The sequence below is a fragment of the Frankia sp. CpI1-P genome (genome assembly GCF_001421075.1).
GTDB lineage: Bacteria > Actinomycetota > Actinomycetes > Frankiales > Frankiaceae > Frankia > Frankia torreyi.
Window position 1 is genome coordinate 63,235 of sequence record NZ_LJJX01000003.1, and the last position, 25,733, is coordinate 88,967.

General features: G+C 74.0%; 13 protein-coding genes, 1 tRNA gene and 22 pseudogenes. 21 read left to right on the forward strand and 15 right to left on the reverse strand.

Annotated elements, in window-relative coordinates; genetic code table 11:
• Positions 1 to 53 precede the first annotated feature (53 nt).
• The 11 genes and pseudogenes from FF86_RS03005 to FF86_RS64850 form a co-directional block, all read left to right on the forward strand.
• Complete coding sequence (locus FF86_RS03005; RefSeq protein WP_199865348.1) at positions 54 to 500, forward strand: helix-turn-helix domain-containing protein; 447 nt, start codon at positions 54 to 56, stop codon at positions 498 to 500.
• Positions 501 to 1,108: 608 nt separating this feature from the next.
• Positions 1,109 to 1,271 (forward strand): annotated as a pseudogene (locus FF86_RS64840) (cytochrome P450); the annotation flags it as partial.
• A gap of 1 nt (position 1,272) precedes the next feature.
• Positions 1,273 to 1,430, forward strand: a pseudogene (locus tag FF86_RS39130) (cytochrome P450); the annotation flags it as partial.
• Position 1,431: 1 nt separating this feature from the next.
• Positions 1,432 to 1,882: pseudogene (locus FF86_RS39135) on the forward strand (cytochrome P450); the annotation flags it as partial.
• A 163-nt stretch (positions 1,883 to 2,045) separates the two neighbouring features.
• On the forward strand, positions 2,046 to 2,690 hold a 645-nt coding region (locus FF86_RS39140), incomplete at its 3' end, for an esterase-like activity of phytase family protein (protein ID WP_396229748.1).
• Position 2,691: 1 nt separating this feature from the next.
• Positions 2,692 to 3,207, forward strand: a pseudogene (locus FF86_RS39145) (esterase-like activity of phytase family protein); the annotation flags it as partial.
• Between the two features lie 36 nt (positions 3,208 to 3,243).
• Positions 3,244 to 3,383, forward strand: a pseudogene (locus tag FF86_RS61780) (esterase-like activity of phytase family protein); the annotation flags it as partial.
• 1,375 nt (positions 3,384 to 4,758) lie between these two features.
• Positions 4,759 to 5,446, forward strand: a pseudogene (locus tag FF86_RS39155) (TIR domain-containing protein); the annotation flags it as partial.
• Between the two features lies 1 nt (position 5,447).
• A pseudogene (locus FF86_RS39160) lies at positions 5,448 to 6,054 on the forward strand (toll/interleukin-1 receptor domain-containing protein); the annotation flags it as partial.
• Between the two features lie 229 nt (positions 6,055 to 6,283).
• Positions 6,284 to 6,537 (forward strand): annotated as a pseudogene (locus FF86_RS64845) (hypothetical protein); the annotation flags it as partial.
• 1 nt (position 6,538) lies between these two features.
• Positions 6,539 to 6,778 (forward strand): annotated as a pseudogene (locus FF86_RS64850) (tetratricopeptide repeat protein); the annotation flags it as partial.
• A 99-nt stretch (positions 6,779 to 6,877) separates the two neighbouring features.
• Here the strand turns inward: FF86_RS64850 and FF86_RS03030 are convergent.
• Positions 6,878 to 6,958: transfer RNA gene (locus FF86_RS03030), tRNA-Leu, on the reverse strand.
• A gap of 318 nt (positions 6,959 to 7,276) precedes the next feature.
• Here FF86_RS03030 and FF86_RS35245 point away from each other — a divergent pair.
• Positions 7,277 to 7,468 (forward strand): annotated as a pseudogene (locus FF86_RS35245) (hypothetical protein); the annotation flags it as partial.
• Between the two features lie 592 nt (positions 7,469 to 8,060).
• Here the strand turns inward: FF86_RS35245 and FF86_RS39165 are convergent.
• The 8 genes and pseudogenes from FF86_RS39165 to FF86_RS03060 all read right to left on the reverse strand — a co-directional run.
• Positions 8,061 to 8,228: pseudogene (locus FF86_RS39165) on the reverse strand (peroxiredoxin); the annotation flags it as partial.
• A 17-nt stretch (positions 8,229 to 8,245) separates the two neighbouring features.
• A pseudogene (locus FF86_RS39175) lies at positions 8,246 to 8,552 on the reverse strand (peroxiredoxin); the annotation flags it as partial.
• Between the two features lie 184 nt (positions 8,553 to 8,736).
• Complete coding sequence (locus FF86_RS03045; protein ID WP_044884365.1) at positions 8,737 to 9,675, reverse strand: thioredoxin domain-containing protein; 939 nt, start codon at positions 9,673 to 9,675, stop codon at positions 8,737 to 8,739.
• A 73-nt stretch (positions 9,676 to 9,748) separates the two neighbouring features.
• Positions 9,749 to 9,883 (reverse strand): annotated as a pseudogene (locus FF86_RS39185) (DoxX family protein); the annotation flags it as partial.
• Position 9,884: 1 nt separating this feature from the next.
• Positions 9,885 to 10,198 (reverse strand): annotated as a pseudogene (locus FF86_RS39190) (DoxX family protein); the annotation flags it as partial.
• Positions 10,198 to 10,407 (reverse strand): annotated as a pseudogene (locus FF86_RS39195) (SCO family protein); the annotation flags it as partial. The pseudogenes FF86_RS39195 and FF86_RS39190, both read right to left, overlap by 1 nt.
• A 1-nt stretch (position 10,408) precedes the next feature.
• Positions 10,409 to 10,773 (reverse strand): annotated as a pseudogene (locus FF86_RS39200) (SCO family protein); the annotation flags it as partial.
• A gap of 521 nt (positions 10,774 to 11,294) precedes the next feature.
• Entirely contained in the window at positions 11,295 to 12,197 is a 903-nt protein-coding gene (locus FF86_RS03060; protein WP_236705649.1) for a hypothetical protein, read from the reverse strand.
• 507 nt (positions 12,198 to 12,704) lie between these two features.
• Between FF86_RS03060 and FF86_RS03065 the strand changes: the two genes are divergently transcribed.
• The 3 genes and pseudogenes from FF86_RS03065 to FF86_RS03070 form a co-directional block, all read left to right on the forward strand.
• Entirely contained in the window at positions 12,705 to 13,118 is a 414-nt protein-coding gene (locus tag FF86_RS03065) for a DUF3618 domain-containing protein (RefSeq protein WP_055406788.1), read from the forward strand.
• Positions 13,028 to 13,221: histidine phosphatase family protein (locus FF86_RS64855; protein ID WP_396229749.1), on the forward strand; the 194-nt coding region annotated here is incomplete at its 3' end. The genes FF86_RS03065 and FF86_RS64855, both read left to right, overlap by 91 nt.
• A gap of 1 nt (position 13,222) precedes the next feature.
• A pseudogene (locus FF86_RS03070) lies at positions 13,223 to 13,717 on the forward strand (histidine phosphatase family protein); the annotation flags it as partial.
• Positions 13,718 to 13,763: 46 nt separating this feature from the next.
• Here FF86_RS03070 and FF86_RS39210 read toward each other — a convergent pair.
• The 6 genes and pseudogenes from FF86_RS39210 to FF86_RS03090 form a co-directional block, all read right to left on the reverse strand.
• On the reverse strand, positions 13,764 to 14,220 hold a 457-nt coding region (locus FF86_RS39210), incomplete at its 5' end, for a flippase-like domain-containing protein (protein WP_242418079.1).
• A 1-nt stretch (position 14,221) separates the two neighbouring features.
• Positions 14,222 to 14,581: pseudogene (locus FF86_RS39215) on the reverse strand (UPF0104 family protein); the annotation flags it as partial.
• A gap of 1 nt (position 14,582) precedes the next feature.
• Positions 14,583 to 15,032 (reverse strand): annotated as a pseudogene (locus FF86_RS39220) (UPF0104 family protein); the annotation flags it as partial.
• Between the two features lie 149 nt (positions 15,033 to 15,181).
• Entirely contained in the window at positions 15,182 to 15,628 is a 447-nt protein-coding gene (locus FF86_RS03080) for an ATP-binding protein (protein WP_044884359.1), read from the reverse strand.
• 244 nt (positions 15,629 to 15,872) lie between these two features.
• On the reverse strand, positions 15,873 to 18,395 hold the full coding sequence (locus FF86_RS03085) for a hypothetical protein (RefSeq protein WP_044884358.1): 2,523 nt from the start codon (positions 18,393 to 18,395) through the stop codon (positions 15,873 to 15,875).
• 233 nt (positions 18,396 to 18,628) lie between these two features.
• On the reverse strand, positions 18,629 to 19,291 hold the full coding sequence (locus tag FF86_RS03090; RefSeq protein WP_044884357.1) for a hypothetical protein: 663 nt from the start codon (positions 19,289 to 19,291) through the stop codon (positions 18,629 to 18,631).
• Between the two features lie 454 nt (positions 19,292 to 19,745).
• Between FF86_RS03090 and FF86_RS03095 the strand changes: the two genes are divergently transcribed.
• From FF86_RS03095 to FF86_RS64865, 6 genes and pseudogenes are all read left to right on the forward strand, one after another.
• A partial coding sequence (locus FF86_RS03095; RefSeq protein ID WP_242418080.1) for a co-chaperone GroES occupies positions 19,746 to 20,075 on the forward strand: 330 nt, incomplete at its 3' end.
• A 1-nt stretch (position 20,076) separates the two neighbouring features.
• Positions 20,077 to 20,138: pseudogene (locus FF86_RS39225) on the forward strand (co-chaperone GroES); the annotation flags it as partial.
• Between the two features lie 442 nt (positions 20,139 to 20,580).
• A complete protein-coding gene (locus tag FF86_RS03100) occupies positions 20,581 to 20,880 on the forward strand; it encodes a DUF4193 family protein (RefSeq protein ID WP_009740125.1) in 300 nt (99 codons plus the stop codon).
• Positions 20,881 to 21,636: 756 nt separating this feature from the next.
• Positions 21,637 to 23,733: pseudogene (locus FF86_RS35250) on the forward strand (LuxR family transcriptional regulator); the annotation flags it as partial.
• Between the two features lie 216 nt (positions 23,734 to 23,949).
• Positions 23,950 to 24,683, forward strand: a pseudogene (locus FF86_RS64860) (LuxR family transcriptional regulator); the annotation flags it as partial.
• A gap of 250 nt (positions 24,684 to 24,933) precedes the next feature.
• On the forward strand, positions 24,934 to 25,653 hold the full coding sequence (locus tag FF86_RS64865; RefSeq protein WP_396229750.1) for a LuxR C-terminal-related transcriptional regulator: 720 nt from the start codon (positions 24,934 to 24,936) through the stop codon (positions 25,651 to 25,653).
• Positions 25,654 to 25,733 lie beyond the last annotated feature (80 nt).

The window sequence follows — 25,733 nt, forward strand, 5'->3', positions numbered from 1 at the left end:
GGAGATCCGGGCGGCGGGGCCGGGTTGGGCTGGCGGAACGTGCGGTCGAGGGGATGGTCACCATGACCGGTGCCGGGCGGGACTGTTCGATCGCGAACGCGCTCGGGGTCGTCGGTGAGCGGTGGAGCCTGCTCGCGCTGCGCGAGGTGCTGCTCGGTGAGCGCCGTTTCGACCAGATCGCCCGTAACACGGGGGCGAGTCGGGACATCCTCGCGGCGCGGCTGCGCACCCTCGTCGAGCGCGGGGTGCTGGCCAAGGTGCAGTACCAGGAACGCCCGCCGCGCTACGAGTACGTCCCCACCGAGGCCGGCCGCGCGCTGCGGCCGATCCTGCTCGGGCTGATGGAGTGGGGCGACCGCTACGTCACCGACGGCCCGGGGCCGACCAGGTGGGAGCACGACTGCGGCGCCGAGCTGCATCCCGAGATGGTGTGCGGGCACTGCCACGCGCCGGTGCTGCCGGGGACGACCACCCTGGTCCGGCTCGGCCAGGTGCGCTGACCGCTGACGGCGGGCATCACCTCGTGGTCGGGGATCGCGGACATCGTTGCGCGCCGCCCGCGGGGCGCCGTCCCGGCCGGTCGCGCGCATCCGAGGAGATGCGGGGGATCGGCATGGTTCACGTCCAGCCGCTGTCCGTCGCCGCCGCGGGGCCGAGCCTCGTCGCGGAGGCCGCCGCCCTGCGTGCCCGCGGGCCGGTCGCCGAGGTGACCCTGCCCGGCGGCATTCCCGCGTACGCCGTCAACCAGCACGCGCTGCTGCGCGCGCTGCTGCTCGATCCGCGAGTCAGCAAGGACCCACGCCGCCACTGGGCCCAGTGGGACGAGGCGTGCCGCCGGCCCGAATGGGGCTGGGTCCTGCAGTGGGTGGGCGTGGTGAACATGCTCAGCACCTACGGCGTCGATCATGCCCGGCTGCGCCGGCTGGTCGCGCCGAGTTTCAGCGCCCGGCGCACCGAGCTGCTGCGCCCCGCCGTAGCGGCGGTCACCGAGCGGCTGCTCGACGACCTGGCCGCCGAGACCGCCGGGTCGGTCGTCGACCTGGTGGGCGCCTTCGCGCAGCCGCTGCCGCTGGCGGTGATCGGCGGACTGTTCGGCATCCCGGATCGGATGCGCCCGGACTTCGCCCACGTCGTCGAGCAGATCATGAACACGACGGTGAGCTCGGAGCAGGCCGCCGCGAACCTCGCCCGCACCCGGTCGGTCCTGGCGACCCTCGTCGAGGGGAAGCTGCGCGACCCCGGTGACGACCTGACCACCGAACTCATCGGGGNGCGGGACGCGGTCACCGGCGACCGACTGGCGTATCGGGAGCTGCTCGATACCCTGCTCCTGCTCATCAGCGCAGGTCACGAGACCACCCGGCACCTGCTCGGCAATGCCGTGCACGCGCTGCTGACCCACGATCGCCAGCTCCGCCGGCTGCGCGCCGNGGAGATCACCTGGGATCAGATCGTCGAGGAGACGCTGCGCTGGGCGCCCAGCATCGCCAACATCCCGCTGCGCTTCGCCGTGGCGGACATCGACACCGGCGCGGTGACCATCCCCGCGGGGGCGGCGATCGTCGCGGGCATCCTCGCCGCCGGCCACGACCCCGGTCACCACGGCCCCGGGGCCGACCGGTTCGAGCCCGGCCGGGACGCGGCCGACCATCTTGCGTTCGGGATCGGCGTCCACCGGTGCCTGGGCGCCCCGCTGGCACGGCTGGAGGCCGGGTACGCCCTGCCCGCCCTGTTCGCCCGCTTCCCCGGCCTCGCCCTCGCCGCACCGGCAGGTGACCTGCCGCAGGCCCCCTCCTTCATCGTCCACGGCTGGCAGGCCCTGCCCGTCCGGCTCTCGCCGCCCGCCCGGTCTGCTCCGGGCGCGCGCCTGCGCGGCGCGTGACAAGGGCGTTTCCGTCTGTTGGTCGTAGTGCGGAGGGTCGCCGGACGGCCGCGGTTCATCAGCTGTCCATCGATGGGCCCTAACGTCCGTTGTCGGCCGTGTCGACGGTCGGCACCTGGGGAAACGGCGGGAGATTCCGATGCGGGNATCAGGGGGGNGTGTCGTGGCGTCGAGACGACTTCGTGGATGGGCGGTCGCGGGTCTGGCACTGACGGTGCCGCTCGGCCTCGTCGCGGGGCAGGGGATCGCGTCGGCCGCGCCGGCGAGCGCCGGGTCGACCGTGCCGACGGTGGTGGCGACGGGGACGCTGCCGGACACCGGACTGGCCGAGTTCTCCAACGGGCTGATCCCCGGCTCGGTGGACACCGACCGCGGCGTCAACCTCGGCGGCATCGGCAGTGATCTGTACCCGGCCGGTCGGCCGAACGAGTTCTGGACCGTCACCGACCGCGGTCCGAACGGCCAGATCAAGGTGGCCGGCAAGAACCGGCGAACCTTCCCGGTCCCCGGTTTCGACCCGGCCATCCTCAAGGTCCGTGTCGACGGATCGGCCCTCAAGGTCCTGGAATCCCTGCCGATCACCACCGCGCACGGAGCACCCGTCACCGGTCTGTCGAACATCGACGGTTACGACGAGACCCCGTACACCTGGGACGCCCAGACGAAGCTCCCGTTCAACCCGAACGGGCTGGACACGGAGGGCCTCGTCCGCACGCGCGGCGGCGAGTTCTGGCTGGTGGATGAGTACAGCCCGTCCCTGCTGCGGATCAGCGCCCGCGGAAAGGTGCTGGCCCGGCACGTCCCCGCCNGCCTGAAGCTGACCGGGACGGACTACCCCGTCATCCCGTCGCTGCCCGCGATCCTCACCAACCGTAAGATCAACCGCGGTTTCGAGGGCATCGCGCTGGCGCCCGACGGCCGGACGCTCTACCTGGCCGTGCAGAGCCCGCTGCTGGTGCCGGACAAGGACACCGGCGAGGCGTCCCGCAGCACCCGGATCTTCCGCTTCGACACCGCCACCAACAAGGTGACCGGTGAGTTCGTCTACCGCCTTGAGGACGTCAGGACCTTCGACCCGAGCGCCGACGGTGACCCCGCCGAGATGAAGATCTCCTCGCTCGCGGCGGTCGACGAGCACACCCTGCTCGTCGACGAGCGCACCGACCCCGTCGCCCGCCTCTACACCGTCGACCTGCGCAAGGCCACGAACATCCTTGGCACCGCGTGGGACAGCGCCGCGACCTCGCCGTCGCTGGAGTCCCTCGCCGACCCGGCCACGGCCGGCGTCACAGTCCTGCCCAAGCGCCTCGCCGTCGATCTCGAGGNCGTCCCCGGCCTGCCCGACAAGATCGAGGGCGTCNCCGTCCTCGGCCCCCGCACCATCGCCGTCGCCAACGACAACGACTTCGGCCTCGGCACCTTCGACGCCAATGGCCAGCTCGTCGACTCCGGCGTCAAGAGCAAGATTCTCCTCCTCCGCCTGAACCGTCCCCTGTCCTGACCCTGTCGCCTCGGTCGTCCTGCGTCGAGGCAATGAGGCGCCGCCCGCACGTAAGGCGCCGCCCGCAAGCAAGGTGCCGCCAGGTCCGCACTTCGCGGACCTGGCGGTTACCGCATGGTGCGCAACTACGGGCAGCCGAAGATCTCGTGTGTGCCTACGCGGCGCCAGATGATGTGTGGCGCACCCCGCTGGTTGGACCTGCCATAGGAAAAGGTCGCCCGACCATCATCCGCCCACGTCATTTCATAGACGCCAGAAGAGCCTTGGACGCCCTTCACGCGTAGGCTGTTCTGGAAGCCGCGGCCCGCGATGAGATTCGAGGCGAAAAGGTCTCGGGCGCGAAGGAATCGCTCTTGCTGAGCAGGCGTAAGGCGGTGCCAGTCGTCCCAGAATCGCTCTGTTAGCTCAAAGGTGGGCACGCCCGGCAGCGTAGCCGGGCGATAGACCGTCAGGCGGTGCGGGGTCGGGGTTCGCCATCGTCGGCAATCAACCCGCGGGCGAAATCGCCGGATTCGGTGACATCGTGAAAAACGGTAGTTCTTCCCGCTGTGGTGTCCTCATCGGCCTTCCGCGAAGGCGTCGCTGCAGGGCGGAACGCCGCAGTGGTTGCGGGCGTGCCCGTTCGGTCGGTGGCTGCCCACCATTTCCGCCCAGCACAGTCGGCAAACTTGTCTGATGTGGCCCATATGTGCGTGCTCAACGCGTGTCTGCTCCGCCCGAACCGCCCGGTGTCCTGGCCGCGCGCCCCCGGCCGGCGGCGGGCAGGCCAACCGGATAGCGGCAACTCGCCGGGTCCGTATCGCCNGCCCCCTCGAATGGGGAGCGTGGGACCGGCTCATCGAGGAACTCGACCATACGGTGCTCCCGTGCCCGGTCCGTCGTCTCGAATTCGTGTGCTACGACATCCAGGACGTCATACCGGTGGCCCATCACCCGCATTATCAGCTCACCCTCGATACCGGCACTGACATTGCCCGCCACGTCTCGACCGATCCGTCGACCGAGTCGAGCCACTGGTTTCTGCTCGACCCGGCGACCGGCCGCGACCTCGGCCGGCCCCTGTACGGACCGTCGCCGGCGGACCTGCTGACAGCGGTCCCGCGGGCGTCACGACTACGGCACCGTCGATCCGTACGCCACCGACGACCTCGCCGTTCGGACGCGCCGTCGGCCGTCAACGCCGCAATCAGGACCATCGCAGTCTCGCCCTGAGTCGATGTCGGCTGGCGCGTGCACCTCGAGACGCCGGGTCGGGTGTCGGGTTGTGGTCTCTGGTGATTGGTCTTGACGCTGCGCAGGAGTGGGATGCTGGTTGGGTGACCGGCGGGGGNGCGGGCGAGGNGAGTCAGCGGTTCTTCGTCTCGTATACGGGGGNGGATGTTCGGTGGGCGGAGTGGGTGGCGTGGACGTTGGAGGCTGCCGGTCATGAGGCGCTGATCCAGGCGTGGGACTTCGGCCCGGGATCGCATTTCGTCGGTGAGATGCAGCGGGCGTTGAGCGATGACCGGCGGACGGTGGCGGTGTTGTCGGCGGCCTATCTGGAGTCGGCGTTCGCGACCGAGGAGTGGCAGGCGGCGTGGGCTGCTGACCCCGTCGGTACGGAGCAGCGGCTGCTGGTCGTGCGGGCGGAGGACTGCGACCGGCCCGGTCTGCTGCGCCAGGTGGTGTCGGTGGACCTGTTCGGAGTGTCGCGGGAGGAGGCCCGGATCCGGCTGCTGGAGATGGTCCGGCTCGGGCGGCGCAAGCCGACGGTGGAACCTGATTTCCCCGCCGGCCTGCCGGCCCAGGGCAGTCCGGCCGGTCCCGCCCGTTCCGCCGCTCCCGCCCGTTCCGATGGTCCCGCCCGTTCCGCCGGTTCCGCTGGTGGGTCGGCGGAGGCGGCGCCGACGTTCCCGGCGGAGCTGCCGGAGGTGTGGAATGTGCCGCCGCGGTTGGGCCGGTTCGTCGGCCGGGAACAGCAGCTTGCTGCGGTGGCGAAGGAGTTGGCGGCGCGGGGTTCGGCGGCGGTGTGCGCGGTGCACGGCTCGGGTGGCGTGGGCAAGAGCGCGTTGGCGGTGGAGTTCNCCTACCGGCAGATGGGTTCGTTCGATGTGGTGTGGTGGGTGAGTGCGCAGGACCCGGAGCTGATCGCCGGCCAGGTGGCCGCGCTGGGGGTGGAGCTGGGGCTGGCCGACGGGGCGCAGTGGCCGGCGGTGGCCGGGGAGCTGCGTCGTCGGCGGCTTCGATGGCTGCTCGTTCTCGACAACGTCGAGGACCTGGATGGCGCAGGTGTGGATGGCGCGGGTGTGGCGGTGGTGGGGCCGTTGCGGCCGGCTGATCCGTGGGGGCGGCTGCTGGTCACGTCCCGGTTGGTCGGGGTCGCCGGCGGTGGGGTGGAGGTCGGGGAGTTCAGCCCGGACGAGGCGGTGAGTCTGCTGACCGGGCGGGTCGGGTCGCTGGACGCGGCGGTGGCGGGGCGGATCGCGGAGCTGCTGGGCTACCTGCCGCTGGCGCTGGAACAGGCGGCCGGCTACCTGCGTCAGACCGGAATGCCCGCCGGGGAATATGCAAATCTGCTGGCCCGTCGGCTCGGGGACATGGTGGGCCGGGGGCGGGTGGCGGACCGGCCCGGGGTGACGGTGGCGAACCTGTGGGAGCTGTCGACCAGCCGCCTACGGGCGGAACGGCCGGANGCCGCCGTGCTTCTGGAGCTGTGCGCGGTCTGCGGACCCGATCCGGTTCCGTTGGACCTGTTCACCAGCGCTGTGGACGCGCTGCCGGACGGGCCGGTGCGCCAGGCGGCCGGGGATCCGGTGCAGTGGGCGGACACGGTCGGGGCACTGGTCGGCTACAGCCTGGCCCGCCGCGACGGGCCGGCGCTGACGGTGCACCGGCTGGTCGCCGCCGCGACCCAGGCGGCGATGGCCGTGCCGGAGCGGACGGCGACCACCGCCGTGGTGGTACGGCTGCTCGCCGCAACCCTGCCCGCCGACGTGCGAGATCCGGCGGGCTGGCCGCGGTGGCGGGAGCTGCTGCCCCATGTCCGGACGGTGCTCGACGGTGACGACAGCCGCTGGGACGACCCTACGGCCCGCGAGGTCTCGTGGCTGTGTGACCGCACCGGCCTGTACCTGGAGCATCACGGCCGTCCGGACGTCGCCCTCGACTACCTCCANCGCGGCCTGACCCTCGATGCCACCGGGCTCGGCCCCGATCATCCGGACACCCTGGTCTCGCGGAACAACCTCGCCTACGCCTATAAGGCGGTGGGGCGGGTGGAGCAGGCGATCGCCCTGTTCGAGCGGACCCTGGCCGACGCGGAGCGGGTCCTGGACCGGGGGCATCCTTTCATCGCGACGTTCCAGGCCAATCTCGAAGGTGCCCGAGCTGCCGCGGAACGGCGTCGGCGCGCGTAGGCCCCCCGGTTCTCCCGGGCAGCGGCGCGGACTTCGTCGCCCCGCCATCTTCCTCGTCGCGGGCCTCATCCCTGGCGCGTAGCGCTCCTGGGAACGGGGTGNGGGAGGGGGGACTTGAACCCCCACGCCCTNGGGCGGCAGGACCTAAACCTGCTGCGTCTGCCATTCCGCCACTCCCGCGTGGCTTCCAGGGTAGCGAGGCCCGGCACCACGGTGGCATGGCGGTTCTCCGAAGCGTCGATCGGCGGTCACCGTGGGCTGCGACGCCGGTCCAGATGCGTCTCGTCGGGATTCGGGAGGTTTGGGGAGAGGGGAGCCGGACACATACCGGGCCGTCAACAGGGTTCGCGTCGTCGGCCACCTTCGTTCGTCCGACGGTCGCCTTGCCGACAGGCGCGGCGGCTTCGCTGTCGCCAGCCCGACCCGCACGGGCGGCCGCCCGGCGGCAGGCTGATGCGTGCGCCGGTCCGCGCGAGGACGACTGGGAGACGACAACAGATGACCACGACGGAGGCCCCGGGCACCGCCGCGTCCACCGACACCGCCGTTCCCGCTACCACCGGTTCGTCCGGCACCGGCTCGTCCGGCACCGGCCCCACAGATACTCCGCCCACATCCATGGCCGATGTGGTCGTCGACGTCGCTGGTGACGGGTCCGTCGCTGGTGACGGGTCCGGCTCGGACGATGTGNCGGNCGCTACCGCTGGTACCTCGGTCGCCGAGGGGGAGAGCGGCTCGGGCGGTGTGCGCGCGGGTGCCGCCGACCGGGGCGACGAAGCTCGAGCCGCCCGCCGGCATCTCGCCGCTGCCGACGCTTCTCCTGGTGGGCATCCGACGGCGGGGGACGCGGCGGCGGCCGACGGGGCCGCGCGGACCGTGTCCCGACTGGGGCGGTCCGGGCCCCGGCACGCCGCCCAGCGTGCCCTGCTCGAACGCAACCGGGCGCTGACGCTGATCCACTCCGGGCAGGCGACGACCGCGACCGTCGACACGGTGTGTGACACCGGCGTGCGGGTGAACGGGCGGGCCGTCGCCGAGGTGCACCTGCTCGTCGATCGGCCGGGGGGTGCGCCGTATTCGGTGGTGCGCAGCGCGGTGCTGCCCGACGCGGACATGGATCTCAGCCGCGCGGCGATCGCCTCGTCCGGCCGGCCGCGGCGCATCCCGGTGCTGGTCGACCCGCGCCGGCCGCAGAACGTGCTACTGCGCTGGGATCTGCGGCCGGCGAGCTAGTCTGGTCGGCCGGTGAGCTGGTCCGGGCGGCCGGGTGCGGCGCGGGCGGTCAGGCGGCGGCGAGGTTGAGGTCGCGCAGGAGCTTGGCGACGTGGCCGGTCGCGCGGACGTTGTACTGGGCCACCTCGACCTTTCCGTCGGCGCCGATGACGAACGTCGAGCGGATCACGCCGACGGTCTTCTTGCCGTACATCGTCTTCTCGCCGAACGCGCCGTANGCGGCCAGGACGCTGNGTTCCGGGTCGGACAGCAGCGGGAACGTCAGCGACTCGTTGTCGCGGAACTTCACCAGCTTCGCCGGCTTGTCGGGGGAGATCCCGAGGACGTCGATGCCGGCGTCGTTGAGCTGGGCGAGGCTGTCCCGGAAGTCGCACGCCTGCTTCGTGCAGCCCGGCGTCGACGCGGCCGGGTAGAAGTAGACGACGACGCGACGGCCCCGGAACGACGACAGCGACACCTCGTTGCCGTCGGCGTCGGGCAGCGTGAACTCGGGAGCGGGGTCGCCGGGGGCGAGACGGGCGGCGCTGGCGGTCTCAGTCATGGCCCGAAAAGTAGTCGTGGCCTGCGCGGAACGGCAAACCACCCCCGTCCGCCGTGGCCGGGGGGTGGGCCACGCAGCCGCGGCCGGCCGTCTCGTCCGAGGGGAGGAGACGGCCGGGGCGGCGCGGGCTGGTCGGTTGTCTGGTCGGTTGCCCTGGCCGGACGCCCTGGTGGGGGCGTCGGGGTCAGCTCGCGGCGGTGACGGCGGCGCGGAAGCCGTCGGGGGTGAGCTGGGTGCCGGAGAGCTGCTTGCCGCCGACGAGGACGGTCGGCGTCGCCGTGACGCCGGCCTTCGACGCGTCGCCGTCGACCTTGGCGACGTAGCCGTCGTAGGTGCCCTTGTCGACGGCGTCCTTGTAGGCCTGCGAGGTCAGGCCGGCCTTGGCGCCGAGCGTGAGCAGCGTGTCCTTGGTGAACCCGCCGGTGTGCTCCTTCGGCTGGTTGGCGTAGAGGACGTCGTGAAGCTGGCGGAACTTGCCCTCGTTCGCCGCAGCGGCCGCCGCGTTCGCCGCCCGCTTCGACTCGGGACCGAGGAACGACATCACGTGATAATCGATCTTGATCTTGCCCTGGTCGAGCAGGGTGCGGATCGTCGGGCCGGTCTGCGTCTCCAGCGCCTCGCAGGCGGGGCACTGGAAGTCCTCGTACATGTCCACCGTCACGGGGGCGGACGCCTGGCCGACGATGATGCCGTTGTGGCTCCCGGTGGCCGCGGCCGGCAGCACGACCGGCTTCGACTCCTCCCGCGAGTTCTGCACGACGAAGCCGATCACGCCGGCGACGATGAGCGCCACGACGACCACCCCAGCGACGATCAGGTTGCGGCGCCGCCGCTCCTGGGCCGCCGCCGCGGCGCGGGCGGCGGCGGCCTTCGCCCGCCGGTCCTCGGCGCTCGCCTTGCCCCGCCGGGCCGGGCCCGTCCCGCCGCCGGCCCCTGCCGCGGAGTTCGACCCTGCCGCGGAGTTCGCCCCGGTGCCGCCACGGACGCCGCCGCCAGGGCCGGAGCCGCCGCGGGGGGCGGAGCCGCCGCCGGAACCGGAGCCGGGACGGGCCGCGGGTTTGGTCGAGGTCGGGGTGTTGCGGCCGTTCCCGCCTTTGCCGCGGGTCTTAGAATTCGAGGCCATCTGTGTCACTCCTGGAACGGTCGTTGACCGGCTTGTCGAGGATGCGGTCCACGGCGAGATAACCACCGGGCCNCCAGGCGAGCAGCGCGGCCGCGGCGAGCAGCAGGCTGTCGCGGACCAGCTCGGAGGTGTAGTGCGTGGGGGCGTCGGCCGTCAGGTCGCCACCGGAGGAGAAGCAGCCGCAGTCGATGCGCAGGCCGCGGGCCGCNGCCGAGACGATGGCCGTGATGTAGGCGGCGAACATCAGCGCCGACAGCAGCGCGGTCACCCGCACCGCGAGTCCCACGATGAGCAGCACGCCGAGGGCGATCTCCAGGAACGGCACGCCATAGGCCACCGGCTGCACCAGCGCCTCGGGCAGGATGCGGAATGCCCGCACCGAGCGCAGCATGCCGTCCGGATCGTTGACCTTCAGCAGGCCGGCGACGAGCCAGACGACGCCGAGGGCCAGGCGCAGGACGGTGGAGATGCCCCGGCTCGCCGGCTGCGTCGGCGTGGTGAGGCGGTAGGCGATCGTGTTCATTACCGGGCTTCTGGTCCGGACCGCTCGGCGGTCAGCTTGGGCAGGTCGTCGATGTAGGCCTGGACGCCCGTGCCCGCCAGGTACAGCGCGCGGATCCGGTCGTCCCGGGAGAACGCGATCACCTGGGAGCCGTGGGTGACCAGAACGGAACCGTCGGCCTGAACCTCGGGCTTCTCCAGGGGGACGCCCAGGGCCTCGGCCTCGGTGCGNATCCGGTCGAACGTGCCACGGACCCCGATGAAGGTCGCGTCGAACTGCCTAAGCCAACGACTGAGAACCGGCCCGGTATCCCGATCAGGATCGGACGTCACGAAAACGACCGCGATCTGCTGCCGTACGTCCGGTTTGACCTCGGTGAGTGCGGAGGAGATGTCCGCCATCGTCGTCGGGCAGACATCGGGGCAGTGCGTGTAGCCGAAGAACAGCAGGGTGATTTTTCCCTTTGTCCGTTCTCGCAGGTCGAAGGGGCGCCCTTCGGTGTCGGTCAGGTTCAGGGCGGGTTTGGCCAGCCGCTGCGCCGGGACGGTGCCGTGCAACCCGTCGTTGTCGCCGTCGCCCGCGTCGACGATGGTCACCCCGTTGTTCGTTCCGGAACCGGCGCAGGCGGTGACCAGCAACAGCGACGAGACGGCCAACGCCGACCCAAGAACGCCGATCAGCCGCCTCGACCGGCGCCGACCGGCCGGCGGCGACGGCTGAGCGGCAAAGGACGACTGGACGGCCGGGGACGACTGGACGGCCGGGGACGACTGGACGGCCGGGGACGACTGGACGGCCGGGGACGGCTGGACGGCCGGGGAGGATTGGGTTTGCGAGGGCGGCCCGGCCGGGGGGGACGGCGGAGCAGGCGGAACCGCGTGGCGGGAGGGGGACCGCCCGAGGCGGATGGATGCCTCGCGACGGGGACGGATCAGGGACATGACACTCCAGGAGCGGGCGCCGCAGGCGCGCGGGATCGCCACCGGCCGGCGGCGAGCGTGATCAAAGGTGATCGCCGCGGACGCGGTGGATGACGGGCTGACGGGACGGAACGGGGACGTGCGGCGATGGCACAGGCGACGGCGCGGTGCCCTGCCCGGCCCGCGGCGCAGCGGGGCTAGACCGCTGCGACCCGCCACGGCGCATCCCGGAACGATCTGCTGGCGAGCGGCGTCGGCGGGCCGCGCCGGGCGACGGCGTGACGCAGCAACGCCAGGCGCGGCCGTCCCACCGACCGGGCTCGCCGGGGCCGCACGAGCCGCGGGGCCGGCATCGGGGCCGGCGGGGCCGCCGGTAGGGCGGGCAGCCGGCGAGCCAGCAGCCGACCGGCGGCGGCCAGCACCTCCGCGCCGCGGCGGGCCCACCAGAACATCAACGCCGCTGCCAAGGTGTGGGTCAGCAGCATCGCCAGCGCGACGGCGGCGGCCGAGGCGGACCCGGAGCCGAGAGCGGCCAGGCCACCGAGGTGCTGATGCCCCGCGGCGGGCGCGTGGCCCGATCCGGCCCCGGCGGAGACCCGGCGGGCGGCCGCCAGCAGCGCCGGATCGACGTGCGTCAGCCCGGGGTGAAGCGCCGGGCCGACCACCGCCCCCGTGGTGTGCGCCGCCGACGCGGCCCCGGCCTGGCTGTCGTGGCAGAGGAGCAGGCCGAACAGGGGATCGCCCCGCGCAGTCCGCGGCGCGGCCCCGCAGCCGGCGGCGGCGAGCGCCGCGTGCAGGAGGCCCTGGACGGCGAGCAGACCGCCGAACGACCGTGGCCCGCCGATCCGTCGGCGCGGGTCATGCTGGCGCGGGTCATGCTGGCGACGGGCCCCGGGGGCGGCCTGGCAGGCGGCCACGGCCGATCGGATGATTTCGGCCGCGGCGGCGAGCAGGACGGCGGCCAACACGACGAGGAGCAGCCGGCCGGGCGGCGGTGCCTGGCCGGCCAGCGGTAGGTGGGCGAGGAGCGCCCAGGCCACCGCCGGCACCGCGAACGCGGCTCCCGCGAGTGTGCCGCGGGGGATCGCGTCGGTGAGCACCCCGCCGCGCCGCGGGTGCGGGGGATCGCGTGGGTGCAGGGGGTCAGGACTGGTCGGCCCGGGGCGATGCCCTCCCGGGTCAGACCGTTGCCGACCGCCGCGCACAGCCATCAGCGTAATGTCCGGCGACTCACGATCCCCGGTCAGTCTGGGCCGGCGTCGGCGAGCCGGTCGACGGCCTGGGCTGATCCGCGGAGGTGGGCCGGGGATGGCGGGCGGGGCAGGNGCCGAAGTGGGGGCAAGCCGGCACGCGTGGATAAACGTGAGAGACCTCCTGGCGACCACTCGACGTTTCGCCTCGCCGGGGGGTGATCGGTCTGGCACGATCGGAACAGGCCGGCCGCACCCGAGGGGGTCGCATCCGGCAGGGCGGCACCCGACAGGGCCGCACCTGACGGAGTCACACCCGACAGGGCCGCGCCTGGCGGGGACGTCCGCGGTGCGGCGGCGAGTGATCGGCGCGCACCGTGACCGCCGCCATCCGCACCGGACGAGAGGGCAACATTCGTGCCGCAGGACCCGGCCGTCATCCAGCGGCAGATCGAGGAGACCCGCGCCGAACTGGCCGAGACGATCGACTCGATCGCCGAGATCGTCAGCCCACGCCGGATCGCCGAACGCACTCAGGAGCAGCTTCGGATCAAGGCTGCCGAGCTGCGGCAGCGCTACGGTCCCGCGCTCGGGCTCGGCCCGGGGCCGGGTGCACCGCAGCTACCGGCGGGATCCGGCGCCGCGGCCGGCGGGGTGCTGGTCCCCGGCGGCGGCCAGGTCGGCGGGCCCGGGGCGAACCGGCTGTCCCAGGGCGGCGTCACCCTCGTGCGGGTCGTGCGGTGGGATCGGGTGGCACTGGTCGGCGGGGGCCTGCTGCTGTTCGCCGGCGGGGTCCGGCGCCGTCGGCACCGGTCGTCCCGCCGCGGATGACCGCACAGGTTCCGCCGGGCCGAGTGGTGCTGCTGCGCCACGGGGAGACCGAGTGGAGCCGGCTCGGTCGGCACACCGGCCGCACGGATGTCGAGCTCACCGCNGAGGGGGAACGCCAGGCCGCCGGGCAGGCCGCCCGGCTGTCGACGTGGTCCTTCAGGCTCGTCGCGACCAGCCCGCGGGCTCGGGCTCGCCGCACCGCCGACCTCGCCGGCCTGGTCGCCACCCCCGAGACCGAGCGGGAGAGCTGGGACGACCTGGTCGAATGGGACTACGGCGGCTACGAGGGGATCACCACGGCGACGATCCGCGAGACAGTGCCCGGCTGGACGGTGTGGACCGCGCCGGTGCCCGGCGGCGAGACCGTCGAACAGGTCGGCGCGCGTGCCGACGCGGTGCTGGGCCGGCTGCGCCCCTGGCTGAGGCGCGGCGACGTCGCGCTCGTCGGGCACGGGCACATGCTGCGGGTGCTCGTCGCCCGCTGGCTCGGCCTGCCGCCCCGGGCCGGGGCGTACCTCGTGCTGGCCGCGGGCGGGCTGTCGGTGCTCGGCCACGAGCACGAGGCGCCGGTGGTCGAGGCCCTCAACCTGCCCGCCTGACCTGACCTGATCCACGTCGCGACGCCCGGCGCCCCGGGCCGGCGCGTTACAGGTTCCCGCTGCGCCGCAGGCCGGCTAGGGCGACGATTCCGGGCAGGACCGGCAACCAGAAGCTGATCACCCGGTAGACGAGGACGGCGGCGAGCATGGTCGCCGCGTCGCCGCCGGCGGCCGCCAACCCGAAGGCCAGCGCGGGTTCGAGCGCGCCTACCCCGCCGGCCGTCGGCGCCGCGCCGGCCACCATGGAGCCGACGAGGTAGACGGTGGCCACCGCCATCACCGAGATGCTGGCCCCGAACGCCCAGACCGTGCAGGCCAGCGCCAGGATCTGGAACAGGCGGGTGCCGGCCTGGGACAGCAACAGGACCGTGGTGCGTCCGGGGGAGTGCGCGAGGACCGACACGTGGGCGCGGAACGCCCGGACGGCGGGCCGCGCCATCACCCGCACCCGCGGGTGGGCGACGGTCCCGGTCACGAGCGCGCAGACGACCACGCAGCCGAGCNGGACCGGCCCCGCGCCGATCCCGTCGAGGGTGGACCGGACGGGGCTGACCACCGCCTCGCCGATCCCCGAACCGCTGAGTGTCCCGGCCACGATGACGATGCCGGCCAGGTGGGTGATCGCGCCGGCACCCTTGATCGACGCGATGGCGGCGAGCGCCGCGGGCCGGGTCATCCCGCGCTTCTCCAGGAACCGCAGATGGACCGCGATGGCGCCGAGGCCGGCGGGGACGATCCGGTTCGTCGCCGCGGCCGCCACCTGGACGCCCGTCACCGTGCGCAGCTCCACCCGCAGGCCGCTGGCCGCCCGCATGGACAGGCCGTTGGCGACGTAGAACAGCGCCGTGCAGCAGGCGCACGCGGNGAGCCAGTGCCACCGCGGGGCGGGCACCCCGGACAGCCGGGAGACGGCGTCCCCGCGGAAGCGCACCGCCAGCACGACCAGCAGTGCCGCGACGACGATCCCGCAGACCAGGGGCCGGCGCCGGGACCGTGCCAAGCCGACCGCGAGGGGCTCGTGAAAGACGTGACGGTCGGGGTCGGTGACACCGGCCGGGTGCTCCACCAGCACGGCCCCGGCACCCTCGGGCCTGGCCGGGCGGCGGCGCTGGTGGGGCAGCGTCTCGGGCTGGTCGGTCGGTACGGTGGCGCTCTCCGCGCCGAGCAGGACCGGGATCTCTATGACAACCCCCGTAGGGCCGGAGCAGTGGTCACGGTCGTGACGATGGAGACGCAGGTCACGGTACGCGAGTTGCCTGAACAACACCTGAAGCATCCGCATTGTCGGCCTGACTAACTCCGGTCGTCGGCGCATGGAGCGGACAAATCATCCAATGGTGCCGGTGATGGCCACATGGGCGGTGCCCCGCGGGGCCACGTGCGAGACATGTCAGAGATATGTGGCAGAAAAGCCGCTTTTACACTTCTTCGGGTGATTGGTGCCGGGTGGCGTTCGGGACTCCGTCAGGAGCCGCAGGCCGCCTCCAGCGATTCCTCCTGGCGGGGCGGATCCGGCTGGCGGGGGAGATCGAACCAGACCTGCTTGCCCGGCCCCTGCTCGTCCAGGATGTCGACGACACCCCACTGCAGCGCCAGCGCGGCGACCAGGTGCATGCCCCGTCCGGACTCGTCGTCCTCCCCCGCGGGCTTCAGCGCCGGATGCTGCGCGGTCCCGTCGTCGACGGCGATGCGGATCCGGTCGGCCTGCAGCTCGACGGTCAGGCACAGCGCCTCCCGGTCGCCGACGAACCGCACGGCGTTGGTCACGACCTCGCTGACGAGTAGCTGCGCGACCTCGACGGTCTCGGGGCGGCTCCAGGCGACGAGCAGTTCGGCGACCAGACGGCGGGCCCGGCCGGCGGCGCGAGGATCGGCGGGCAGGTCGAAGCGTGCGGTCAGTGCTTCGGCCACGCCTCACCTTCCGTGAAATCGGGCGGGACAACTCCGTCGTCCGTTGCCGTCCTCGCGCCAGGCGAGCTGCCCGGCGACGCGTACGTGCCACACCGCTCGCCACCTCAAACCTGCACCGTCCGTGGCCCTCGGTCGCCTTGACGACCACGTGCCGCATCTGGATACCGCGCGGCGTGGCCATCCGGGGCAACGACGCGCCGCGGGACACGGCTCGGCATGCGGCGCAGCGGGGTCTGCCGGGGGCTCAGATGACGTCGATGCCGTCCAGCACGGATTCGCGGCGTGCCAACCAGGCCTGGGTCACCTCGTCTACCTGGGCCTGGTCGATGCGCGCGGCCGCCGCCGACAGCTCGGCCTCCCGAGCCGACGCGGTCCCGGACCGATCCGGCTGGCCACCCGGCCGGCGAGGCGGCTCGGCCCGCCCGGGGCGCCCCGGGCGGGGATCCGGCCCGCGGCCCGGCGGGTTCGGCGTGCCGGAACCGCCCGCCCCGAGCGGACGGCCGCGGCCGGGACTCCCCGGGCGTTCCGCACCCGCCACCACGCCTGCCGGGCTTCCGGCGGGCGCCGCGTAGGGCGATCGGCCGTTCGGTGGGGGCGCGCCGGTGGGGGGTCCTGCCCGGTCCGGCGCAGGTGTCTGCCCTCGGCCCCGCCGCTCCCGCGGGTCCGGGCCCGCCCAGCCGGGGCCGTCCTGCCCGGGACGACCGGGCAGATCGCCGTCCGTGTGCCAGCCCGCGGGCCGACGCTCGGGCGGGGCGTCGCCGCGGTGCGGCGGGCCACCGCCGAGCGTGACGGACCGTTCGTGGTCGGCGCCTGGCGGCAGGGGCTGGCGGAGGCCGGCTGGGCCGTCGCCTCCGACGCGGCCCGGGGGGAGCCGCGATCCCTCGTGGTTCGGACCAGCTCCCGGATTGGCCCGCATGCGCGGCCCCTCAGCTCGGCCGGGGGCGCCCGGTCCGTCCGGGCGTCCGGGCTCGCCCGGGCCGTCCACCGGCCCGCGGGCCGCCGGGCCGGCGGCGCGAGCCTGCTGCGCGTGCTGGGGTGGCGACCAGGTGCCGTTCGCCCGCGCCGACGCCATCTCGACCGGGCCGGAGATCGGCGGTGCGGGCCGGGACGCCGGCACGGACACCCGATCGGGATATCCGGGCGGCGCGCTGTGATCGACCGGCAAGGGCTGACTCGGGAAGGCGTCCGGCGGCCCGTCCGGCCGCTGGCCGCCCGCCAACCGGGGCTGAGCGCCGGTCGGGCGCGCCGGCACATCGGCCGCTCGGCCCGGTCGGCCGGCGGCAGGCGCGGGGGGCGCCAGGCCCGGCAGCGCCGAGCCGTACTCGTCCGGTCGCTCCCGGCCGGCTTCCCCGGCGACTGGGAACGCGCCCGTGGCCCGCGGCTGCGCCGAGGACGGCCTGCTCGCCGCCGTGGGCGCCGGTGCGAAACCGGGTGCCCCGGGCTGGCGCGGCGTCCCCGGGGAGGGCGGCGTGGTGCCGGGCAGGTTCGGCGCGCCGGCCGACGGATGGGCTGCAGTGCTGTTGGGGTGGGGCGCAGTGCCGTTGGGGTGGGGCGCGTAGTGGCGTCCCGAGGACCCGTCGTTGCGGCCGACTTCCGCGGTCGGTCGTCGGCCCGCATCGTTGATCCCGGGCAGCCTGGGGGTCGCGCCGCTCGGGCGGGGCATGCCGGGCGGTGCCGGGATCCGCGGCGCGGGCCCCGTCGGCCGGGCCGGGGTCGGCTGCCCGGCCGCGACCGCCGGCGGGTAGTCGGCATAGCCGTCACGGGTGCGGTCCGGGGACCGGTCGACGTCGCCGGGCATGGTTCCGCCGTACGCCGCGACCGCCGGCAGCGTGCCGCCAGGCCGACCTGGCACCGAGGGCGGCGGCGTGGGCGTGGGCGGGCCGGGGCGGGCGGGCGGCGGCGGGCCGGCGGGTCGGGTGCCCGGCAGGGCCGGCTGGCGCGATTGCGCCGCGACGTCCATCGGGGGACGGCCCGGACCCGGCTGCGGGACGTGACCGCGGTCCCGCCCTGCGTCCGGGTGGGTTGCGATGCCGCGATCGTCGCGGTCCCGGCCGGCGTGCGGGCGACCCTCCTGGGGCCGACCGCCCGCACTGTGATCGTCGAAGCGCCGGTCGTCGAAGCCTCGGTCCTCGGGCCGCCGGTCGTCGAAGCCTCGGTCCTCGGGCCGCCGGTCGTCGAAGCCTCGGTCCTCGGATCGCGGATCGTCGAAGCTTCGGTCGTGCAGGCTCTGGTCGTCGACGCTCTGGGGGGCGAACCGCCGGTCGTCCGGCCGCTGGCCGTCGAACCTCGGCTCGTCGAACCGCGGCCCACTGGACCTCGGGTCACCGAACCGTGGCTCACCGAAGCGCTGGTCTTCGGCTCCGCGGTCGGAGCGGTCGTCCCGGCTGTGCTCCCGGTCGTCGTAGCCGGCAGGCGGCGGGGGAGGCGGTCGGCCGGTGTCGGGTGCGGCGGCGTGGGCGGCCGCGAGGGCGCCGCTCTCGGCCCCGGGCTCGTCGTAGCCCGACTCGGCCTCGCCGTTGTGGGCGCCGTCTCCGGCGTCCTGCGAGATACCGGTGATGGCGATGATCGAGGCGCAGGGCCAGAGCCGGTCGCAGCTCAGGCAGAGATCAAATTCGTTCGGTTGGTGCAGATCAATGAGCGTGATCAGGGAATGGATGTGCTCAATGATCTTCGGGCCGACCAGAACGGGCCCACGCGCGATGACGTCGAGCTCGGAGCGCAAACGCCCGTGATATTGCTCGACGTCGGCAAGGCGCGGATCGTCCATCACAGGCAGCATGCACCATAGCGGGCGAGAGGGTGCGAACGGCGTAGAACCATGGAGGGTGCCGTCACGGCTGACTCACGGTCCGCGTCCGATGGGCGGCACNGGGCGACGCTGACGGTCTTCTCCTCCTCACCTGCCGTGAGCATGGTGGCGGGCCGCCTGGCGGACGGGTGCGCGGTCACCTCCCGGCCGGGGCCCGGGAATCGCGGCGGCGCGACGGGGCTAATCGCTGATCAGGAACGGTCCGGCCGGACCTCGTCGGTGCGCCGAACCTGGCGCATCAGGCCCTCCTGAAGGCGGGCGAATTCCTCGATGTAGGGACTTTCGACCTGCCCGGGGGCACCTCCGGGCTCCTTGCCCGGTCCGGATCGATCAAATGGCTCGAATCCCGCGAACTGACCGCCACCGTTCGGTGACATCCGGTCGGGCTGGCCGTCGAAGGCGGGGTAATGGCCACCGGGCGCGGGCCCACCTCGGTCGGTCGGCGCGTCGTAACCGGGACCGTACGGCGGCAGGTTGCCCCCGCCCGCCGCGCCGGCGCGATCCTGGCCGTTGTCGAACGCGGGGTAATGCGTGCCGTTCTGGCCGGCGTTCCGCTCGGCGGAACCTCCGTCGTAAGCGAATCCCGAGCCGTTGGGGGTGGCGCTACCGGGGGCGATCGAGAGCGGGGCACCGCGCAGACCATCACCGGACGCGTCCGGCTGCTCCGAGGCCAGAAAGCTCTCGGTCGCCGGGTAGATGCGGGCGGAGAGGCTGACCGACATCGGGTCGCTGCCGTAGGTGATGACGTCGACCTGATCCTCCGCACTGATCCCACCGTTGCGGGCCAGATCGACGAAGCGGAACAGATCGGCCCAGCGCAGACCATCGAGATCGACACTGATGCGCAATGCCATGGTGGTGCCCCATCCCTGAGGTTCGTTACGTGCCGACGGTTACCTGGGCGCCAACGGACGATCGAGAGGTGCCACGGCACGCCGCCCGTCAGCGCCAGCCCGGGCAGCGATGGGCGGCAGCTTATACCCCGTTGGGGGACCATTCCCCATCCGGGGAGGTTTCGGAGGGCTCTGCGCCGATAGTGCGCGATGCCGGCAACGCCGATTGCGTGCATCAACTCGTTACCCCAGGTCAATCGGTCGCACGATGTCGATCCGGGTCGGCGTGCCGGGACCACGGACGCCGGGACCACGGACGCCGGGACCAGGGCGGCGCGGAAGGCGGAGGGGCGCCGGCGGTCAGTCCGAGATGGACGGTGTCCCCATCCGCCGGGCGCGCGCACGGTGCGCCCGTCCGCACGTAAAGACCGCCGGGGGTGCCGCGCGCCCGGCGCGGGCGGGTAGTGTCCGCCCTGTGAGCGTTGTGTCCGGCGGTGTCAACGGGGTCGGTGGCGTGGCCGGGGCGGGCACCCAGGCGGGGGTCATGCAGGCCGGGGCGTTGCCGATCAGGCTTCTCCACGACCGGGTGCTCGTCGAGCCCCGGGAGGACGCCGTGGACCGGCGGTCGAAGGCCGGCATCGTCATCCCGCCGACCGCGCACATGGGCAAGCGGTTGTCGTGGGCCGACGTGGTCGCGGTCGGTACCGCGGTGCGGACCATCCAGGTCGGTGACCGGGTGCTGTTCGACCCCGAGGACCGCGCCGAGGTCGAGCTGCACTCGACCACCTACGTTCTGCTGCGGGAGNGGGACCTGCACGCCGTCGCGGCCGAGCGGCTCGACGACGGGCTCGCCGGTCTCTACCTCTGAGGCCTCGCCCCGGGGCGGGGCAACCCCGCCTGGTGTGCGTGCGCCATCCACCGACCACCCGGCGCTGCCCCCGGGCCCGAATGGTGTACGGTGCCGCATCGATCGGGATGGAGGCGATCCGCCCGGGTCGTGACGTCCGGTCGTGAATGTGGTGGGAGCGACACCGCGCCGACGGCCCCCTGTCTGGCCTGACGCGGTTGCGCCCCGTATCCTTCGCTCGGCTTTGGAGATCCGCGTTCCGGCCGGGACCCTTGGATGTGGCGGAGGCACCGGGAAATGCGGACATAAGGCACTGCATCCCCCATCCTCGGGGTTATTGCGTACCGTAGCCAGCCGATGTCCCGGGGTGCCGTGTTGAATGGCTCCCCGTGTTCGGCGGGAACCACTACCCGCGGGTTGGCATAACCCCTGGGGAACGACGGCAGGGAAAGGAAGGAGACGCATGGCTCGTGACTTCGACGCTCGGCGAAGCACGGATGTCGAGGAGGACGAGCTCCAGGAGCAGAGCCTGGAGACGCTCAAGGCGCAGCGCGCGGGCGCTGCGGCGGACCTCGGGGACGACATGGACGCCCTCGAGGCCGAACTGGACCTGCCCGACGCCGAGGTCCGCGACGAGGAACTGTCGCTGCGGGTGCTTCCTCGGCAGGCGGACGAGTTCACCTGCACCCAGTGCTTTCTGGTGCAGCACCGCAGCCAGTTGGCGGATCCACGCCGCATCGTCTGCTCGGACTGCGCGGCCTGACAGGTCCGGGGGATCGGCGGTCGGCACGGCGGGCGTCATGACCGACCCGACGCCCCCCGGTCGGCCCGCCGCCGCCCTCGTCCGGGCCGCCAGCACCAGCACTACCAGCACCAGCCAGGACCACCAGCACCAGCCAGGACCACCAGCACCAAGCCAGGACCACCAGCACCGCCAGCACCGGGGGAGGGCCGCGACGGGGATGACCCNGGCGGGGCGCGAACCCACGCCGGGCGGCGTGCCGCGACCGCGTTCGTGACCGTGGCCGCCGTCCTGGGGCGCTGTTCGCCACCACCTGTTATTCATTGGACCGCTATCCGGGGGGATGGCGGGCATCCGCACGCCACCGCCGGCTCCGCGTTGCGGACATCGGGAGTCGTCCGGTGCGAGTCGCGGGGCTGACCGGCGCGGCTGCGCGGGACACCTGAACGTGGGCCCCCGACCTGGTGCCCCCGTCCCCGATCCGCCCGTCGCTGGCGGCGTTGCGGATGTCGGTTCGGGGACGGCCGCGTACGGCGAGTCGTCCGGGCCCGTCCGGCCTGCCCCGTCGCCCAGCCGGTGGCGGCGGCGGCGCCGGGGAACGACAGGTTGCTCATACGGCCGAGTAGCTGTACCACTACCGAGAGCAACTTGCCGTGGGGGTGGTGTGGAATGCTCGATGAACAGTCACTGGTGCCCGGTGCTGTCCCGTCCCATCCCGTTGCGCCCGCCCATCGGGCCCCCCTCGGCTCGGCCGAGGCCGCCCCAGGTCCGGATCCCGTGTCCGGTCCGGACGGCCGTGCGGCGCCCCGGCCGGTCGCGGCCGCCGGCCTGCCCCTGGTACGCGGCCACTTCGTCGTGCCGATGCCCCCGTCCGACTGCCTCGACCGGCCCCGACTGCGCCAGGTACTCGACGAGGCCGTGACGCGCCCGCTCACCGTGGTCCGGGCCCCGGCCGGGTGGGGCAAGACCACGCTGCTCGCCGGTTGGGTCGCAGCCCGGCCCGCGCAGCCACCGTTCGTCTGGATCCGGATCGATCCGGCGGCGACGCCGACGGTTCCCGGCGGTCCGACCGTGCCGTTGTGGCCGCAACTTCTGCACGGTCTCGGCCGCGCCGGCCTCATCCCGGCCGGTGCCGATCTCGCCCCTCCCGGCGCCGCCACGGCGCACCACCCGCCCGACCGCGGCTACCGGCAGCTTGCCAATCTTCTCGCCGACCTACCGGCGCCGTTCGTGCTCGTCCTGGACGACGTCCACCTCCTGCACGGGCGCAGTGACCTCGACGGGCTGGAACTCCTGGTCAACGAGGTCGGCGAGCGTGTCCGGACGATCCTGGTGGGTCGGACGACGCCGGTGGCGCTGCACCGGTTGCGCGCCGCCGGGCGGGTCACCGAGATCGGTGCGGGCGCGCTGGCGTTCACCCGGTCCGAGGCCGTCGATCTTCTGCGGGCACAAGGGGTGTCGGCGACGGCGGGACTGGTCGGCGGACTGCTGCACGCCACCGAGGGATGGCCGGCCGGCCTGCGCCTGGCGGCGGGTGCCCTGGGCCGTGGGGCGGCGGCCCGCCTCGGCGGTGCGCTCGACGCGGAGCGGGCCGGTGGCCGGACCGGAGGGTCTTCGCCGTGGGCATCGTCGGCGTCCGTACCGCAGTGGGCGCCGGTCGGGGGACGGGTGAGGGCCGCGGATCCGGATCCGCCGTCGGCCTCGCTGGCCGCAACACCGGAGATCGTCGAGTTCCTGCGCGCGGAGCTGCTCGCCCGCCAGCCCCCGGCGGTCCACCGTTTCCTGCTGCGCACCAGCGTGCTGGAGTCGATGACCGGCCCGCTGGCCGACGCCGTGGTGGGAGAGGCGGACCTGGCCCCGGCGGCGCAGGTGCTCGCGGAGATCGCGCAACGGTACGGGTTCGTGGTCGCGCACCACGACGGGCTCCGGTTCCGGTACCACCGGCTGTTCGCCGCGCTGCTGCGCTCCGACCTGGCGCGAGACCGCACCGAGGACGTCGACGAGCTGCATCTGCGGGCGGCGCTGTGGTTCGCCGCGCACCGCCGGCCGGCTGAGGCGGTGCGGCACGCGGCGTGGGCCGGCGACTGGTGGTATGCGTCCTGCCTGCTTGTCGACGGCGCCGGGATGGTGGACGCGCTGTCCGGCGCAGCGCTCCGGCTCGAACCAACCCTCGCGGCGATGCCGGCGTCGTGGGTGTCGTGGGCGCCCGAATGCGCGTTGGTCGCCGCGGACGGGCATCTTCGCCACGGCCGGGTGGCGAAGGCGACCCGGTGCCTGGAGATGGCCCGCGTGGCGATCGCGGCGGCGGCGATCTCCCGGCGCCCTGCGCTGTCCACCCAGGCTGATCTCGTCGAGCTGCGCCGGGCCGAGTTGGTCGGGGCGGGCGAGGAGATGCTCGGGGTGGCCCGTCGCCTGCTGCGCGCCGGCCCGGACGTTGGCACCAGCCAGCGGCGGCGCTCTGGCCGGCGGGTGAGCGCGCCGCCCCGCAGCGACGGACCGCTCCGCAGCGACGGACCGGCCGCCGGGCCCGCCGATCGACCCGCCGATCGACCCGCCGAGCAGGATGGCCTGCCATCATCCGCTCGCGTCGAACCGACCCTGATTGGTGGCGCGGGTGGCTGGCCGGACCGGCCGGGCGCGGCATGGCCACCCGGCTCACCCGGCCGGGACGACGATCGTCTCGGCGAGATCGTCACGGCGCTCGCCTGGTGCGGGCGGGGGCGGGCAGAGCTGTGGCTCGGCCGCGCCGAGCCCGCGGTGGACGCGTTGATCGAGGGGGTCGAGGCGGCCCGGCTGGCGGGGGCCCGGCTGGTCGAGATGTCCGCGGCCGGCGCGTTGGCGCTCGCCTACGCGCTACGGGGCCGGCTTCGGCTGNCCGAGTCGGCGGCCGCGGTGGTGTTCGCTGCGGTCGGCGAGCTGAGCGCTCGCCCCGGCGAGGCGACCCTTCCCAGCACCACGGTGGGGAAGGATGGTGCGACGATCAGTGCCGTCTCCGCGCTTGTCGGCTGGGTTGACGCGACGGAAGGCGATGCTACCGTCGCCAATCCGCCGGGGATGGCCGGTGCCGTCGAGGCGCATCTCGCGATGGCGATGGTGGCCATCGCCCGGGCCGACGAGGAACGGGTGGTGGGTCACCTCCAGGCCGCCCGGTCCGGGCTGGGGCCTGGGCATCCGCCGCATCTGCTCGATCTCGTCGTTGTGCTGGACGCACGGTCGCGGTGCCGGCGGGGTCGTCCGGACGACGTTCGCACTGCCCGCCGCCTGCTCAGCGGGCGGGGCCGTCCGGCCGGTCCGCCGCTGTGTCTGTCGCTGTGGCAGGCCGTCGAGGTCGACCTGCTGCTTGCGGTCGGCAACGCCCAGGCCGCGCGGCAGGCACTGGGGCGCCCCGTCGACGGCCGTCGCCCGGACCACGTCCTGGCGCTGGCCGCGGCACGGGCTGATCTTGGCTGCGCGGATCTGGACGCGGCCGAGAACGCGGTCGCCGGTCTGCTGCGCGCCGACGGCGGCGGGGGCGGTCCGGTCGTCGCCGCGTGCGCGCTCGCGGCCGTCGCGGCGGCCCGCCGTGATGATCACGCTCGGGCGACCGGGCTGCTCGCCCGGGCCCTGGTCCTCGCCGAGGACGAGGGGTTGGCCGCTCCGTTTCTCGATCTTGGCGATGAGCTGCTGGCGCTGCTCGACGCGCATCCGGGGCTGGCCGCCGCCCATCCCGAGTTCGTCGACAGCCTGCGTGCAGCCGCAGCCGCAGCCGCAGCCGCAGCCGCGCCGACGGCGAGTGCCGGGACGTGGCGAGCGGGGCCCGGAGACCGATCGGGCGGCGGAGTCACNGCGGCGGGCGGGGTCGGCCCGGCGGGCGGGGTCGGCCTCGTGGGCGGAGTCGGCCTGGCCAGCGGAGGTGGGGCGGCCGGCGCAGCGACCACGCTCGGCGGAGGTGAGCCGGCCGGCGGGGTGGGTGCGGCCGGCGGGCCGGCTGCAGACGGCGCCGGAGTGGTCGCGGGGGCCGAGCTCTTGCCGAGACCTGGTGTCGACCAGCGCCGGGTTGCGCTGGAGACCGGGACGCGAGGCTCGGGCGTGCTGGTGCCCGCTCCGGCCCGGTCGGTCCCGCCTGCCCGGCCCACAGCCGCGGGCGGCCGGCTGCCGTGGCCGGCGCCCGGCGGCACGCCGTCCGGGCGGGCCGGCGCCGGCCACGGTGGTGGCGGCGGTTCCCGGCACAGCGGGGAGTACGCCTCGCCGCCCGGGCGAGGGATTCCCGCCGCCGGCTCGCCCAAGGCGCCCACGGCCGGCGGCCCGCCGGCGGTAGGCCTGGACTCATCCCACATCCGGGGCGGTGGGAGCGGCAGCGCGGGCGCCCCGGTCGACTGGCGCCGCCGCCCGCCGCCGCCCGGGGCCTCGCGGCCGGGCGGGCCGGGCGGATCGGGCGGATCGGGCGGACCGGGATCCACGGCCAACCCGGCTCGGCACAGCCGGAGACCCGGCGGCGCGTACCCGGGTCCGCACCCGGGCGCGGGGGGCGACGCGTTCGGTGGCGTCCCGCGGGCCGGGGCGGCGGACCGGTGGTTTCGGGAGCCGGACCGGCGTCGGCCCGGCGGGGGTCCGGCGGCCGGTGACCGCCTCAGCGATCGGGAGCTCGCGGTTCTCAGCTACCTGCCGACGATGCTGACGACCGCCGAGATCGCGGCCGAGCTCTACGTTTCGGTGAACACCGTGAAGACGCACCTGAAGAGCATTTATCGCAAGCTCGACGTGCCGCGGCGCCGGGACGCGGTGCACCGCGCCCGCGAACTCCACCTGCTCTGAGACGGTCCGAGGCGCTGAGGCGCTGAGGCGGTCTGAGGCACTGAGACGGACTGAGGCGTTGAGACGGCCTGAGGCGGTGA